Raw genomic sequence first — 14980 nt, 5'->3', positions numbered from 1 at the left:
GTCAACGCAGCCACGCTCGCATCGAAGCGCACGGGGCTCGTGAGGTGGCGCACGAGGTTCTCGCGCGCGTCGGCGGCGGACAGCGGCGCGGCAGTGACGTTGCAGACGAGCGGGATGCGCGCCTCCGAGAACTCGACGTTATCCAAGTAAGCTGCGAGCCCCGCCGCCGCATCGGCCATGAGCGGGCTATGGAACGCGCCCGAGGTGGCCAAACGCGACGAGCGCTTCCCCGCCTCGGCCCATGCCGCCTCGGCGCGCTCGACGGCCGCGGGCGCACCGGCGATGACGATCTGCCCCGGGCAGTTGAAGTTCGCGGGCACCAGCACCTCGCCCTCGGCGCACTGCTCGCAGAGCGCAGCCACGCCGTCCTCGTCGGCCTTCAGCAGCGCGCTCATGACGCCGGGGTGCGCCGCAGCGGCCTCGGCCATAAGCTCGGAGCGCGCTTTCACCAGCGCGAACGTCGCCTCGTCGCTCAGCATGCCCGACACGGCCAGCGCGCTCACCTGCCCCAGCGAGAAGCCCAGCACCGCCGCAGGCTGCACGCCGCGCGCCATGAGCGCGCGGGCGATGCCCACCGACAGCACGCACAGCGCCGGCTGGGCGTTGCGCGTGTCGTTGAGCTCGTCGGGATCGGCATTGAGCACGAGATCGGCCACGTCGTACCCCAGCACGTCGGACGCGCAGGAAAACGTTCCCTTCACCTCGGGAATATCGAGCAGGTCCGCGCCCATGCCGGGCTTCTGCGCCCCTTGCCCCGAGAACATGAAGACGGGCGCGCGCGCGAGGAGGGGCGGCAACGTCCAGTCGCTCAAACAGTCCTCGCTTCGCTGCGGAACTCGCTTGGTGGACGCCGCCGCCCCTCCTCGCTCCACACCCACAGGCTCCCGAAGCCCTTTTTCCTCATCCATCAAGAGCCCCCTAGATCGCACGCCCGCGCCGGGCGCTCAGCGCAGCCAGTGCTTCCAAGTCGAGACCGCCCAGAGCCTCGGCTTCTTCGATCATCCGAGCGATAGCCTCGGCCGCCGTGGCGCGCTCGTGCACGAGCGCGGCCGACTGGCCCGCCATCATGGTGCCGTTGTCCACGTCGCCCTCCACGGCGCGGCGCAGGGAACCCACGTACATAGCCTCCAGCTCGTCGCCGTTGGCGGCGACGTCGCCTTCGAGCTTGCGCACGGTACGGGCGAACTTGTTCTTGAGGCAGCGCACGGGATGCCCGCTGCCGCGGCCTGTGACGATGGTGTCGGCGTCCTTGGCGGCGATCACGCGCTCTTTGTACGCGTCGGCGATGGTGCACTCGTCCACCGTGAGGAAGCGGGTGCCCGCCTGCACGCCCTCGGCGCCCAGCGCGAAGGCGGCGGCCATGCCGCGCCCGTCGGCGATGCCGCCTGCGGCGATCACGGGGATGGACACGGCGTCGCATACTGCGGGGATGAGCGCCATCGTGGTCAGCTCGCCGATATGGCCGCCGGCCTCGGTGCCCTCGGCCACCACGGCGTCGGCTCCGAGGCGCTCCATGCGCGCGGCCAGCGCGCTGGAGGCCACCACGGGCACCACCTTGATGCCGGCGTCCTTCCACAGCTGCATGTAGTTCGCGGGAGAACCCGCGCCCGTCGTGATGACGTCAACACGCAGCTTCGCCAGAAGTTCGGCCGTCTCGCCCGCGTTCGGATCCATGAGCATGACGTTCGCGCCGATGGGCTTGTCGGTAATCGAGCGGGCGATGCGCACCTGCTCCTCGACCCAGTCGAGCGGCGCGCCGCCGCATGCGATGATGCCGAGGCCGCCGGCCTCGCTCACCGCGCCGGCCAGGCTCGCATCCGCGATGCGCGCCATCGCGCCCTGCACGACGGGCACCTCGATGCCCAGCAGTTCCGTTACCCGCGTCTTCATGCTCATGCTCTCTCTTCCTCGAACCCACGGCCCCGTTCGGGCCCCGTCATACAAGCGGGCCCCGTACGGGGCCCGATCAACGCGCGTTACAGCGAATCGATGTGCGCGACCAGCTGACCCACCGTCTCGATTCCCTCGGGCTCGCCGAACTCGACGTCGCACTTCTCCTCGAGGTCGCAGATGAGCTCGACCATGTCCAGCGAGTCGATGCCGAGCGACTCCAGCGTGGCCTCCTCGGTGATCTTCTCGGCCTCGAGATCGAGGTTCTCGACGAGGACTTCCTTCACGGTGTCGATGGTAGCCATGGTGCGTTCCTTTCGCTTCATGCAATTTAGTTTGATAGTCAAAGTATTTCTCCGGAAGTAATGGTATGGTGACGGGACTCCGATTGCAAGAGCCGCCATGCGCCCTCCACGATTTCTGCGCCCTTCCTCTTATTCCCACCGCCCCGTTCCAGGCGCACCCAAGACAGGCCCCCTCGACGCATCCAGCCGAATAGCCCAACCGCGAACAGGGCGTGAGCGGTCATGCAGTGCGACGAGCAATCGCTGCGTGTGCGAGGAGAGCTGCGTGACCGCTCACGCCTGCCCCGCAGGTCGCAAACTCCTCACGCCTGCGCGTCGAAGAAGCCCTTCACCTTCTTGAGCGCCCCGGCGAACACGCGCTCCTCCTCCTCGGTAAGATCGGCCAACGCCTCGTCGATCATCTGATGGTGGAACAGGTTGTGCGCGCGCAGCACCTGCCTGCCTTTCTTGGTGAGCGAGACCAGCACCTTGCGACGATCGTCCTCGGCGCGCGTACGTTCCACGAAGCCCTTGTTCGCCAGTTTGTTCACCGCCGTGGTCAGCGTAGCCAAGGTCACGTTCAGGCGCGCGGCTATCACGTTCATCGGATTGCGCTCGTGCAGGCCGATAGCCACGATGGTGTGGACCTCGGTTATGGTGAGCCCGTGCGTCAGGCGGTTGTCCAGCGACTGCTCCTCGATGCGCAGGATGGAGTTGAACGTGCCGGACAGCAGGTCGTCGATTTCCTCGCGCCGTCTTTGAGAAGCGCTCGCCGTCTCGTTCGAACCGTCCACGATCCCCGCCTCCTCGTCCGTCGTTTCACATCGGCCGCATCATACCGTATGTAGTTAGATAGTCAAAGTTTCGACATCGTCGGGCGGTGCGGGGGTGGGCACGAAACGTCGCACGAACCGGCCCTCGCCCTTGCTTTTGAGGTAGCGGTACCCGATGACCGAGAACGCAAGCGCTCCGACGAAGTTCACGAACAGGTCTCCCATGGTATCGCGCAGCCCGATGTCCAGATATCCGCCGACACCTAGCTCCTGCCCGTTGACCTCGACGGATTCGATACGGTCTATACGTTGCGGATGCTGCGAGCCCGACGGATCGAGCAGCGTGCTGGAGATGCCGGTCATCACCGTGTCCTTCTGCATGTCGAGTCCGAACATCTCGTCCATGCCGAACTCGAAGAACTCCCACAGCACGCCGATGGTCATGGAAAAGCAGAACGCCACCACCACGCAGAAGAACGGCGACAGAGAGAACGCGATGCGATCCGAGCGGTTAAGGATGGACACGAGGGCAAGGCCTATAGCGGCAGCCAGAAACCCGTTGAACGTATGCAGCAGCGCATCCCAGAACGGGAAGATGGTGTAGAAGTGGAGCAGCTCCCCCAGTATCTCGGCCGCGAAGATGAACAGCGCGATGACCACCTCGAGCGTCTCGGGGATGGAGATGCTGAAGTTCACCTCTATGAACGTGGGGACGAGAAACAGCACGAGCGTGAGCAGGCACAGGAAGAACGCCTCGTAGTTGTCGAAGGCGAGCGAGCCGACCGCGCATGCCAACACGATAAGGCGCAGCACCACGTATACCGCAAACGACCCTTTGTTCTTGCGCATCTCGCGACCCATGGCCGCGAAGACCTCGCGCACCCGTCCCATGCCGGCGCCCTATCGCTCGTCGCGGGCAGGACGAAAGTCCAAGCGCCGAGCACGCGGATCGGCAGAGACGAGCACGACGGCGAGCCGCTGCGCCAGGCGATACGACGCGCCCGTGTCCTGCCCGGTCAGACGATGCTGCACAGGATCGAGCGCGAAGTACTCCGAACCAAGGTTCTTGCACGGGATCAAACCTTCGGCCGTGTTGTCGAGGCGCACGTACGCGCCGTACGTCGCCACCCCCGACACCGTCGCCGAGAACGTCTGCCCCACGAACCGCTCGAGATACTCGATGAGCTTGACCTCCTGCGACTCGCGCGCAGCCTTCTCGGCTATGCGCTCCATGTCGGAGGAGTGCTCGGCGATCCATGGCAGCGCCGATTTTTCCTGGTCGAACTTCTCCGGGCGTCCGCCGATGAGGGCCTTGAGCATACGATGCACCACAAGGTCGGGATAGCGCCTGATGGGAGACGTGAAATGCGTGTAGGCCCCGCTGGCCAGGCCGTAGTGCGCAGCGCAGTCGGGACGGTACACCGCCCGCTTCATCGACCGCAGCAGGAGCGTCGACACGAGCTCGCCCTCGGGACGCTCCGCGCTCGCCTCCAGCACGCGCTGGACGACGTGCGCATCGCCCGCGATGAAGTCGGCTTGATCGATGTCGCGGAACCACGCGAAGTCCTGGAACACGGGCACGAGCGCCGCCAAGCTGTCGGCCGAAGGCTGCTCGTGGACGCGGTACAGGCTGGGGAACTTCGCATCGCGCAGGTGCTTGGCGACGGTCTCGTTCGCAAGGATCATGGCCTCTTCGATGAGCGAGGTCGCGTCGGTCTTGACGCGCAAGTCGATACCCGTCGGACTCCCCTCCTCATCGAGAACCACGCGCGCCTCGACCGAGTCGAAGTCGAGGCCGCCCGCCCTCTCGCGGGAGGCGAACCGCTGCTTCGCCAGGCGCGACAGCGCGGCGAGGCGGTCGGAAAGCCCGTCGCCCGGCGCGCAAGCGCCGTCGCGCCGCACGAGATCCTTCGACTCCGCGCCTTCGGCGCTCCGCTCAGGATGACAACGGTCCAGCAGCGCCTGCGCTTCCTCGTACGACAGGCGCGCATGCGAGCGGATGAGCGCCGGATACAGATCGTAGGCCACGAGCCGCGCCCGATCGTCGAGGTAGAGGTCGGCCGTCATCGTACGACGCACTTCGTCGGGCTTGAGCGAGCACAGATCGCCCGACAACTCGTCGGGCAGCATGGGAATCACACGGTCGACGAGGTACACGCTGGTCGCCCGCCTGCGCGCATCGAGGTCGAGCGAGGAATTCCACGGCACGTAGTGCGCCACGTCGGCGATATGCACGCCCAACCGCCAACGCGCCACCCCGAGCCCGCGCTCGTCCACCACGCGGATGCCGGTTCCAACCCCGCAGGTCGAAACGGGCTCCAGGCTGACCGCATCGTCGAAGTCCCTCGCATCGGCCGGATCGATGGTGAACGTGAAACGCTCCCTCAAGTCGCGGTACCCCGACGCCAACGCGCCGTCCTCGTCGAGCACCGCGCTTCGCGCCTCCGAAAGCGCCCCTTCGGAGAACACCGTCTCCAGCTTGTGACGGGCGATCACCACGTCTACGGCCGCGTGCTCGTCGTCGGCGAGCCCGAGCACCTCCTCGATAACGCCGGTGGCCGCCGTGTTGCGCGAAGGAAACGTCGTGATGCGCACGCGCACGAGCGATCCGTCTTCGATGTCGGGCCGGTCGGCACGCATGGTGAATATGTCATAGGGGATGTTCGCATCTTCGGGCACGACCACGCCGAAAGGTTCGGCCACCTCGTAGCGCCCCACGAGCGTGTCGTGCGCACGGTCGACGACCCGCAGCACGCGCGCCGCCGGCTTCTCTCCTGCGCGAAGATCTGCTTTGCGTTCATGTGGCTGCTTCTTGCGGCCGCTCTGCACGGGCAGCGGCGCCACTTCCACGAGATCGCCGTCGAACGCACCCGCCATCTTGGATTCCGGAACGAAGAACTCGCCCTCCGCCGTCTGCACGAAGCCGAAGCCGCCTCCGCGCACGCTCAGCACGCCCCGCGGGTTGCTACGGGGATGCCGGCGCGTATGGGAACGCGTCCGCCCCACGGCTAGCCCTTCACGAGGGACTGGGCGGTTTCGAGCGCGAGAGCCTTCTGGTTATCCTCGCCCTCCGCCAAACCCACCATCACGTCGGGGGTGACGCCCACGCCTTCGATGTCGTGTCCGAGCGGGCTCTTGTAGAACGCGGCGGTGTAGCGCAGCGCTCCGCCGAAACTCAAATCGCGCGTCACCTGCACCGAGCCCTTGCCCAACGTCGTGGATCCCACGAGCGTGGCGCGCTGGTTGTCCTTGAGCGACGCGGCCAGCACCTCGGCGGAAGCGGAGGTCTTGCCGTTCACGAGCAAGACCAGCGGCTTCTCCGTCACGTAGGGGCGCGAGGTGGTCTTGGACGTCTCCTCGGCCTTCGTCTGGATCTTCACAATGGTGCCGCTCTTCACGAACAGGCTGGCGATATCCACCGACTGCGTGAGGAAACCGCCGGGGTTGTCGCGGATATCGAGCACGAACGATGTGGCGCCTTGCGACTCGAGGTCGGCGACCGCGTTCTTCACGAGGTCTGCCGCGTTCTGCGTGATCTGCTTGAGCTTGATGTAGCCCACCGTGTCGGAAAGCTCGGTCTCCACGTTCTTCACCGCGTAGTTCGAGCACACGAGCGTCGTAGTGAACTCCTCGCCGCCCTCGTCGTCGAGCGAGCTGGCGCGCCGCCACGTGATGACGACGTTCTCGCCCTCCTCGCGCTTGAGCGCGGAGGTCACCTCGTTCGTGGTCCACTCGTGTCCGCGGTCGCCGTCGATGGCCACCACGAAATCGCCGCTGCGCACGTCGGCCATCTGGGCGGCCGAACCCTCGAACACGTCGGCCGCGTAAGCGCGCCCTTTGTATTCGGAGAACAGCACGCCGATGCCCGCCGACTGCTCGGCGCTGTCCTGCATGAGCGCGGCGTAGCGCGCAGGATCGTAATAGCGCAGATACGCGTCTTCCGTCGTGTCCGAAAGCGCGTTCAGCACGTTGGTCGTGGCCATGTTCAAATCGTAGGAGTCCAAGCTGTCGTTGTCGATGATGCCCTCGACCTCCTCCACGCGCGCCCCGAGGGAGTCGTAGGTGTCGCCCGACGTGGTGGATCCCGGATTGCGGTCGACGTCCACCACAAGCGACGTGAAGCCGAGCGACTCGAGAAGAGAAGCGTCGCCTCGCGCAGTAAAGCCCGCGACGAAAGCGACGCTCACGACGATGACGACGATGCAGGCCTTGATAAGGCGCATGTTGCGCGCCCGCGCTCGACGGGCGGACGCCGCAACATGCGAAGTGTCAGTATGCTTGGCCATGGCCGTTCAACCGGTTACACCTTGAGGTAGCGGCGCATGGCGAACGCCGAACCCAGCAGGCCGATGAGCAGGCCCGCGCCCACCAGCACGGCGTAGATGAACAGGAAGGTGTTCAGGCTCAGGTCGAAGTTGAGGAACATGAGCGCGCTCTGCAGCTTCGGCAGCGCGAGCGTGCGCAGAAGCTCAAGGCAGCCCACCGCCAAAAGCGAGCCGATGATGGCGTGCAGCGCGCCTTCCATGAGGAAGGGCCCGCGGATGAAGCCGTTCGACGCGCCCACGAGGCGCATGATGGCGATTTCCTTGCGGCGCGCCAGAATGGCCAGGCGGATGGTGTTGTTGATGAACACCATGGCGATGAAGATGAGCAGAGCCACCAGCGCGATGCCGATGTAGCGCACGTAGTTCGTGAGCGTGAACAGGCGGTCGACCGTCTGCTGGCCGTACTTGAGCGACTGCTCGGGCGTGTCGTACCCGATGATCTGCTGGTAGGTGGAGTTGCCGCGGATCGCATCGGCCACCTGCTCGACCAGCTGCGGGTCGGACAGCTCGACGTCGATCGAGCGCGGCAGCGGGTTCTGCCCGTCCAGCGTGTCGATGATGTCGGACGTCGTGGAGGAGCGGAACTTCTCGAGCGCCTGCTCCTTGTTCGTGAAGCCCACCGATGCCACGCCGTCGAGCCCCTCGATGAAGTTCTCGACCGACTGGATATCGGCATCGGAGGCATCGTCGGACACGTAGGCCGTGATGGACACCTCGCTCTCCACCGACGAGACGAGCTTCTCGACGACGAAGCCGCCGACGAGGAACACGCCGATGATCAGCAGCGACAGGAAGATGGTCACGATGGATCCCAGCGCCGTCGACAGGTTGCGCGTGAAGCCCTTGAGGGACTCCTTGATAAAGTAGAAGAAACTAGACATCGAAACCGTACACCCCCCGATCCTGGTCGCGGGTGAGGTGTCCGCGGTCGAGCGCGATGACGCGTCGGCGCATGTTGTCCACCATCTCGCGGTCGTGCGTCGCCACGAGCACCGTGGTGCCCGTGCGGTTGATGCGCTCGAGCAGATCCATGATGCCGCGCGACGTCTGCGGGTCGAGGTTGCCGGTAGGCTCGTCACACACCAGAAGCGGCGGGCGGTTCACGATGGCGCGCGCGATGGACACGCGCTGCTGTTCGCCGCCGGACAGCTGGTCGGGGCGCTTGTTGAGCTTGTCCTGCAGACCGACGAGGCGCAGCACCTCGGGTACCTGCGTCTTGATGACGTGGCGGCTCTTGCCGATTACCTCGAGCGCGAACGCGACGTTCTCGAACACGGTCTTGTTCGGCAGCAGCTTGAAGTCCTGGAACACGCAGCCGATGTTGCGGCGCAGGTAGGGCACGCGCCAGTTGCGCATGGTGGTCAGGTCCTCGTCCGCGACGTAGATGTGGCCCTGCGAGGGCTTCACCTCTCGGATGAGCATGCGGATGAACGTGGACTTGCCGGAGCCGGAATGGCCCACGAGGAAGATGAACTCGCCCGCGTAGATCTGCAGGGATATATCGTTAAGCGCCGGCTTGTTCGGCTGAGCCGGGTACACCTTCGTCACATGGTCGAACGTGATGACCGGCGTGCCTGTTTGCTGGGGAATGTCATCGACTTCCAGCACCGGCAGCGACGCAGAAAGCTGCGACGTGGTCTGCCGCGCGGGCGCCGCGTGGGCGCCGCCGCGTCGTGCGGGACGCGCGGGAACCCCTTGGCTTATGTCGTTCGTCACAGAGTGCTCCGTTCGAATAGTAGGGTACTGAGACGGGTTGATTCTAGCAGAAGCACTATCGGGCCATGACCTTCTTCACAGCTTCGACAATCGCCCTGGAACCCAGGTCGAAGTAGTCGAGCAGCTCCTCGAATTCGCCCGATTTGCCGAACTGGTCGCGCATGCCCACGAACTCGACCGGAGCCGGATTCGAGCGCGCGAGCGTCTCGGCCACGGCCGACCCGAGGCCGCCGTACACGCTGTGCTCCTCGGCGACCACGGCGCGCCCCGTCTTCCCCACCGACGCGAGAACGGTGTCCTCGTCGAGGGGCTTCACGCTGAACGCGTCGATGACCTCGACCTCGACGCCCTCGGCGGCCAGCATCTGGGCAGCCTTCAGCGCCTGCTCCACCTCGACGCCGCAGGCGACGATGGTGGCGTCCGAGCCTTCGCGCAGCACGTAGGCGCGCCCGAGCTCCAGCTCCACCCCGTCGGCATAGACGGCCGGCACCGATGCGCGGCCCATGCGCACGTACACAGGGCCTGGCGTTTCAGCAGCCAGTCGGATGGCCGCGCGAGCCGCGGCGTAGTCCGCCGGCACGAGCACGCGCATGTTCGGAAGCCCGCGCATGAGCGAAACGTCCTCGAGCATCTGATGGCTGCCGCCGTCGGGGCCGACGGAGATGCCGGCGTGCGTGGGGGCGATCTTCACGTCGAGGTTGCTGTAGCACACGGTGTTGCGGATCTGGTCGTAGGCGCGACCCGTTCCGAACACGGCGAACGAGCCGGTGTAGGCGATATGGCCGGTGGCCGCGAGGCCGGCGGCCACATCCACCATGTTCTGCTCGGCGATGCCGCAGTTGAACAGACGGTCGGCGAAGCCCGCGTCGGCCAGCTTCTTCGTGGTGGTGGAGCCCGTCAGATCGGCGTCCACGGCCACCACAGGCAAACCCTCGTTCGCCAGCTCGGCCAACGTGGCGCCGTATGCGGCGCGCGTGGCACGTTTGACCTGGGACTGCTCTTCGTTCGCCAGCTTAACCACGGCTGGACTCCTCTCCGCTCGGCGCCGCCAGCTCGGCCAGCGCGGTCTCCATCTGCTCGGCGTTCGGCGCCTTGCCGTGCCAACCCGCCTGGTTCTCCATGAACGACACGCCCTTGCCCTTCACCGTGCGCGCGATCAGCGCATGGGGCTTGCCCGCGCGATCGGCCTTCGCCGCAGCGAGCGCCTCCACGAGCGCGGCCATGTCGTGGCCGTCCACTTCGCGCGCATCCCAGCCGAAGGCCTGGAACTTCGCTGCGAGATCGCCCGGATCGCACACATCGGCCGTGTCGCCGTCGATCTGCAGGCAGTTGCGGTCCACGACGGCCACCAGGTTGTCGAGGTTGCGATGCGCCGCGAACATGGCAGCCTCCCATACCTGCCCTTCCTGGCATTCGCCGTCGCCGAGCAAGGCGAACACGCTCTGCGGCTTGCCGTCCAGCTTGAGACCGGCCGCGGCGCCCGCCGCGACGGACAGGCCCTGGCCGAGCGAGCCCGTGGACACCTCGACGCCCGGCACGAGGTTCGAGTCGGGATGGCCCTGCAGTCGCGTGCCCAGCTTGCGCAGCGTGAGCAGCTCCTCGCGGGGGAAGTAGCCCGCCTGGGCGAGCACGGCGTACAAAGCCGGAGCCGCATGGCCCTTCGCCAGGATGAAGCGGTCGCGCTCTTCCCAATCGGGTCGCTCGGGATCATGATCGAGCACTCCGCCGAAGTACAGCGCCGCAAGGATGTCGGCGCACGACAGCGACCCGCCGGGATGCCCGCTGCCCGCCTCCGCGATCATGCGCACGATGTCGGAGCGCATCTCGTTCGCCCGCCGTTCAAGTTCGGTCATGCCTGTTCCTTTCTAGAACTCAACAATGTAAACAACAGGTTGGCTGTGGTGGTGCAGGTTGCCTTGAAGGTTCCGCGCGGCTGAGCTAAGCGGCCTGATGGGCCGTGTGCGAAGCCGCGCGGGTTCTGAAAGGCAAGATGCGCCGCCACAGCCGGCCGTCATCCAGCAACCGTCATTGAGATACTCGCCAACGGTGGTAGCCTATTACGAACTCATCCAACTCCCCATCCAGCACGGCGTCGACGTTGCCGGTCTCGATGCCGCTGCGCACGTCCTTCACCATCTGGTAGGGGTACAGCACGTAGTTGCGGATCTGGCTGCCGAAGGTGTTGTCCATGCGGTCGCCGCGCAGCTCGGCCAGCTCCTCTTGGCGCTTCTGCTCCTCGCGCTCGTAGAGCTTCGCCTTGAGCACGCGGAACGCCGCTTCCTTGTTCTGCAGCTGGGACTTCTCGTTCTGGCACGTCACCACGATGTTCGTGGGGATGTGCGTAAGGCGCACGGCCGAGTCGGTGGTGTTGACGCACTGGCCGCCGGGGCCGCTGGAGCGGTACACGTCCACGCGCACGTCGGCGGGGTTGAGATCCACCTCGATGTCGTCGGGCAGCACCGGCAGCACCTCCACGCCCGCGAACGTGGTGTGACGGCGCTTCTTGTCGTCGGTGGGGCTGATGCGCACGAGGCGGTGCACGCCGCTCTCGCTTTTCAGCATGCCGAAGGCGTTGCGTCCTTCGATCTGGATGGTGGCCTTGTCCAGCCCGATGCCCTCGCCCGGGACCACGTCGAGCACGGTGACCTTCCAGTCCTTCTTCTCGGCGTAGCGCACGTACATGCGGTAGAGCATGTCGGTCCAGTCCTGGGCCTCGAGGCCGCCGGAGCCGGGGTTCACCGTCAGGATGGCGTCGCCGCCGTCGAAGCGCTCCGAGAACCACGAGCTGATCTCGAGCGCGTCCAGCAGCTCGTCGAGCTTGTCGAGAGCCGCGGAGGCCTCCTCGGCGAACAGCTCGTCCTCCGATGCCAAGTCGAACGCGGCGCGCGCATCGTCCAACAACGCTGCGGCCTCGTCGTACTCTGCGATGGTGTCGCGCAGCACGCTGGCCTGCTTCGACACGCTCTGGGCATGCGAGGCGTCGTCCCAGAAGCCGGGCTGCGCGATCTCCTCGTCGAGCTTCGCCAGCTCCGCCGCGCGCTCGTCGATGTGCAGGTAGCCGTGCGCCGCCTCGACGCGCTGGGCTACCTTCTCCAAGTCTTTTTCGTCTCTATCAGCCATGATTCCTTATTGATCTCGTCCGTGACACTTCTTGTACTTGAGGCCCGAGCCGCAGGGGCACGGCTCGTTGCGCCCGACGTTGGCGAAGGGATCGTCCTTGTCCTTCGTGTACGTCTGGGGCTTCGCCGCCGCGGACTTGGGCGGAGCCGCGGCCGCCTGCTTGCGCGCGGCGCCCACGCCCGTCTGCTCGAGAGCCTGCTCGGGAGACGAGTAGCTCACCTTTCCGTCGAGCGGGCTCTTGTCCTCCGCCAACGCCGGCTGCTCCTGCTTCACAGCCACCTGGAGCCGCAACAGCGTGCGCAGATAATCCTCGTACATGCCCGCAGTCAGGTTCTGGAACGCGTTGTACGCCTCGTTCTTGTACTCCACCAGCGGGTCGCGCTGGCCGAACGCGCGCAGGCCGATACCGGCCTTGAGATAGTCCATCTCCTGGAGGTGCGCCATCCAGCGCGTGTCGATCATGCGCAGCATGACCTGGCCCTCCAGCATCTTCATCACCGGCTCGCCCAGCTGCTCGGACTTGCTCGCGAACACGTCCTCCAAGTACGCTTCCAACGCTTCGGACAGCACGGCGGGGTCGTCGTCGTGGTCGACCTCGGCCACGCTGAAGTCGTCGCGACCCGTCATGTTGGCGGCCCACAGCTCCACGGCCTTGGCATCCCAGTCGTCGCTGGGCACCTTGGCCGGGCAGTTCTCCGCGACGACGGCTTCCACCGCGTCGCCGATGATCTCGGGGATGCGCTCGTCCATGTCTTTGCCGTCGAGGATGGCGTTGCGCTCACTGTAGATGGCCACGCGCTGCAGGTTCATGACGTCGTCGTACTCGAGGACGTTCTTACGGGCGGCGAAGTGCATGCTCTCCACCTGGCGCTGGGCGCCTTCGATGGCCTTCGACACCATGCCGGCCTGGATGGGCATGTCCTCGGGCATGTCGGTCTTCTCCATCATGCGGGCGATGGAGTCCATGCGGTTGCCGCCGAACAGGCGCATGAGGTCGTCTTCGAGCGACAGGTAGAACTGCGTCACGCCGGGGTCGCCCTGACGGCCGGCACGGCCGCGCAGCTGATTGTCGATACGGCGCGACTCGTGGCGCTCGGTGCCGATGACGGTGAGGCCGCCGGCCGCGATGACCTGGTCGTGCTCCTCGGCGCACACGCGCTTCGCCTCGGCCAGCGCGTCCGCGCGCTGCTCGTCGGTGGGAAGGGCCGGGTTCGGCTCGCCGTCCTCGGTCAAAGGTTCGGCGTCCGGATCGAGCCCGCGCTCGCGCAGCACGTCGTCGGCCAGCACGTCGGGGTTGCCGCCCAACAGGATGTCGGTGCCTCGGCCGGCCATGTTCGTGGCGATGGTCACGGCGCCCACGCGGCCCGCCTGCGCGATGATGTGTGCCTCGCGCTCGTGGTTCTTCGCGTTCAAGGTCTCGTGCTTGATGCCGCGCTTGTCCAGCAGGCGCGACAACTTCTCGGAGCTCTCGATGGACACGGTGCCGATGAGGCAGGGCTGGCCCGCCTTGTTGCGCTCGGCCACGTCGTCGGCCACGGCGTTGAACTTCGCCTCCACCGTGCGGTAGATGAGGTCGTCCTCGTCCTTTCGGGCGACTGGGCGGTTCGGCGGGATGGCCACGACCGGCAGCTTGTAGATCTCGCGGAACTCGGCGTCCTCGGTCATGGCCGTGCCGGTCATGCCGGAGAGCTTCTCGTACAGGCGGAAGTAGTTCTGCAGCGTGATGGTGGCCAGCGTCTGGTTCTCCTCGCGCACGAGCACGCGCTCTTTCGCCTCGAGCGCCTGGTGCAGGCCCTCGGAGTAGCGGCGGCCTTCCATGATGCGGCCGGTGAACTCGTCGACGATCTTCACCTCGCCGTTCACCACGACGTAGTCCACGTCGCGGTGGAACAGGAACTGGGCCTTGAGCGCCTGCTGCAAGTGGTTCGGCAGCTGGCCGGACGGGTCGGCGTAGATGTCGTCGATGCCGAGCATGGCCTCGATCTTCTCCAGGCCGCTCTCGGTGGCGTTGATGGTCTTCTTCGCCTCGTCCATGTCGAAGTCGGCCTCGGGCACGAGGCCGACCATGACGCGCGCGAACTTATTGTACGTCTCGGCCGCCTGCGTGCCCGCTCCCGAGATGATGAGCGGCGTGCGGGCTTCGTCGATGAGGATGGAGTCCACCTCGTCGACGATGGCGAAGTGGTGGCCGCGCTGCACGCGGGCCTCTGCGCGCGTCACCATGTTGTCGCGCAGGTAGTCGAAGCCGAACTCGCTGTTCGTGCCGTAAGTGACATCCGCCTTGTAGGCGGGTATCTTCTTGTCGGGGCGCATGCCGTTCTGGATGAGGCCCACCTCCATGCCGAGGAAGCGGTACACCTGCCCCATCCACTCGCTGTCGCGACGGGCCAGGTAGTCGTTGACGGTGACCACGTGCACGTTGTTGCCGGGCAGGGCGTTCAGGTAGCCGGCCAGCGTGGAGACGAGCGTCTTGCCCTCGCCGGTCTTCATCTCGGCGATCTGGCCGTCGTTCAAAGCCATGCCGCCGATGAGCTGCACGTCGAAGTGACGCAGCCCCAGCGTGCGCACCGAGGCCTCGCGCACGGCGGCGAACGCTTCGGGCAGAAGGCTCTTGAGATCCTCTCCGTTCTGGGCGCGTTCGCGGAACGCGGCGGTGAGCGCGCGAAGCTCCTGGTCAGAGCGCGCCTGCATCTCGGATTCGAGGCCGTTGATCTTGGCCGCGGTGGCTTCGTAGTGCTTGAGCTGCTTGCCCTCGCCAAGCGTCAGGAGCTTGGAAAGAAATCCTGCCATGTATGCGCCATCCTTTTCGTGGCTTGCAGCGCGGCGATGCGCGCCTGTTCACTTGAATACAGCACTTGCTACTCTAGCATAT

13 protein-coding genes are annotated in these 14980 nt (G+C 66.0%); all 13 read right to left on the bottom strand.

The features are described 5' to 3' along the window. Window positions 1–908: ACP S-malonyltransferase (locus tag ACMO6A_RS04465; RefSeq protein WP_418470836.1), on the bottom strand; the 908-nt coding region annotated here is incomplete at its 3' end. A gap of 10 nt (window positions 909–918) precedes the next feature. After that, the gene (locus tag ACMO6A_RS04460) at window positions 919–1896 is read right to left on the bottom strand and encodes a nitronate monooxygenase (protein WP_009608782.1); all 978 of its coding nucleotides are present in this window, start codon (window positions 1894–1896) and stop codon (window positions 919–921) included. An 80-nt stretch (window positions 1897–1976) separates the two neighbouring features. Then, window positions 1977–2195, bottom strand: coding sequence for an acyl carrier protein (locus tag ACMO6A_RS04455; RefSeq protein ID WP_009304145.1), 219 nt, complete (start codon window positions 2193–2195; stop codon window positions 1977–1979). 302 nt (window positions 2196–2497) lie between these two features. Next, on the bottom strand, window positions 2498–2968 hold the full coding sequence (locus ACMO6A_RS04450; protein ID WP_009304144.1) for a MarR family winged helix-turn-helix transcriptional regulator: 471 nt from the start codon (window positions 2966–2968) through the stop codon (window positions 2498–2500). Between the two features lie 54 nt (window positions 2969–3022). Beyond that, a complete protein-coding gene (locus ACMO6A_RS04445) occupies window positions 3023–3838 on the bottom strand; it encodes a hypothetical protein (RefSeq protein ID WP_009608786.1) in 816 nt (271 codons plus the stop codon). Window positions 3839–3847: 9 nt separating this feature from the next. Further along, the gene (locus ACMO6A_RS04440) at window positions 3848–5953 is read right to left on the bottom strand and encodes a ribonuclease R family protein (protein WP_009304142.1); all 2106 of its coding nucleotides are present in this window, start codon (window positions 5951–5953) and stop codon (window positions 3848–3850) included. A gap of 2 nt (window positions 5954–5955) precedes the next feature. Beyond that, a complete protein-coding gene (locus ACMO6A_RS04435; RefSeq protein ID WP_009304141.1) occupies window positions 5956–7233 on the bottom strand; it encodes a S41 family peptidase in 1278 nt (425 codons plus the stop codon). A 14-nt stretch (window positions 7234–7247) separates the two neighbouring features. Further along, the gene (gene ftsX, locus ACMO6A_RS04430) at window positions 7248–8153 is read right to left on the bottom strand and encodes a permease-like cell division protein FtsX (protein WP_009304140.1); all 906 of its coding nucleotides are present in this window, start codon (window positions 8151–8153) and stop codon (window positions 7248–7250) included. Next, complete coding sequence (gene ftsE, locus ACMO6A_RS04425; RefSeq protein WP_197054159.1) at window positions 8146–8835, bottom strand: cell division ATP-binding protein FtsE; 690 nt, start codon at window positions 8833–8835, stop codon at window positions 8146–8148. The genes ftsX and ftsE overlap by 8 nt, the downstream gene beginning before the upstream one ends. 208 nt (window positions 8836–9043) lie before the next feature. Further along, window positions 9044–10009 carry a transketolase family protein gene (locus ACMO6A_RS04420; protein ID WP_009304138.1) on the bottom strand — a complete coding sequence of 322 codons (966 nt, stop codon included), beginning with the start codon at window positions 10007–10009 and terminating at the stop codon, window positions 9044–9046. Further along, window positions 10002–10841, bottom strand: coding sequence for a transketolase (locus ACMO6A_RS04415; protein ID WP_009304137.1), 840 nt, complete (start codon window positions 10839–10841; stop codon window positions 10002–10004). Before ACMO6A_RS04415 ends, ACMO6A_RS04420 begins: the two co-directional genes overlap by 8 nt. Before the next feature lie 172 nt (window positions 10842–11013). After that, a complete protein-coding gene (gene prfB / locus ACMO6A_RS04410) occupies window positions 11014–12108 on the bottom strand; it encodes a peptide chain release factor 2 (protein WP_009304136.1) in 1095 nt (364 codons plus the stop codon). Window positions 12109–12114: 6 nt separating this feature from the next. After that, the gene (gene secA / locus ACMO6A_RS04405) at window positions 12115–14898 is read right to left on the bottom strand and encodes a preprotein translocase subunit SecA (RefSeq protein ID WP_009304135.1); all 2784 of its coding nucleotides are present in this window, start codon (window positions 14896–14898) and stop codon (window positions 12115–12117) included. Window positions 14899–14980: the final 82 nt, after the last annotated feature.

The organism is Eggerthella sp. (assembly GCF_048329335.1).
Taxonomy (GTDB): Bacteria; Actinomycetota; Coriobacteriia; order Coriobacteriales; family Eggerthellaceae; genus Eggerthella; species Eggerthella lenta.
Note: the sequence above shows the minus strand (reverse complement) of the source record. Positions and strands in the feature narration are given on the sequence as shown.

Coding starts and splice junctions, on each gene's coding strand:
- ACMO6A_RS04460 (WP_009608782.1), bottom strand. CDS start 1,896: ATGAGCATGAAGACGCGGGTAACGGAACTGCTGGGCATCGAGGTGCCC.
- ACMO6A_RS04455 (WP_009304145.1), bottom strand. CDS start 2,195: ATGGCTACCATCGACACCGTGAAGGAAGTCCTCGTCGAGAACCTCGAT.
- ACMO6A_RS04445 (WP_009608786.1), bottom strand. CDS start 3,838: ATGGGACGGGTGCGCGAGGTCTTCGCGGCCATGGGTCGCGAGATGCGC.
- ACMO6A_RS04435 (WP_009304141.1), bottom strand. CDS start 7,233: ATGGCCAAGCATACTGACACTTCGCATGTTGCGGCGTCCGCCCGTCGA.
- ftsX (WP_009304140.1), bottom strand. CDS start 8,153: ATGTCTAGTTTCTTCTACTTTATCAAGGAGTCCCTCAAGGGCTTCACG.
- ACMO6A_RS04415 (WP_009304137.1), bottom strand. CDS start 10,841: ATGACCGAACTTGAACGGCGGGCGAACGAGATGCGCTCCGACATCGTG.
- prfB (WP_009304136.1), bottom strand. CDS start 12,108: ATGGCTGATAGAGACGAAAAAGACTTGGAGAAGGTAGCCCAGCGCGTC.
- secA (WP_009304135.1), bottom strand. CDS start 14,898: ATGGCAGGATTTCTTTCCAAGCTCCTGACGCTTGGCGAGGGCAAGCAG.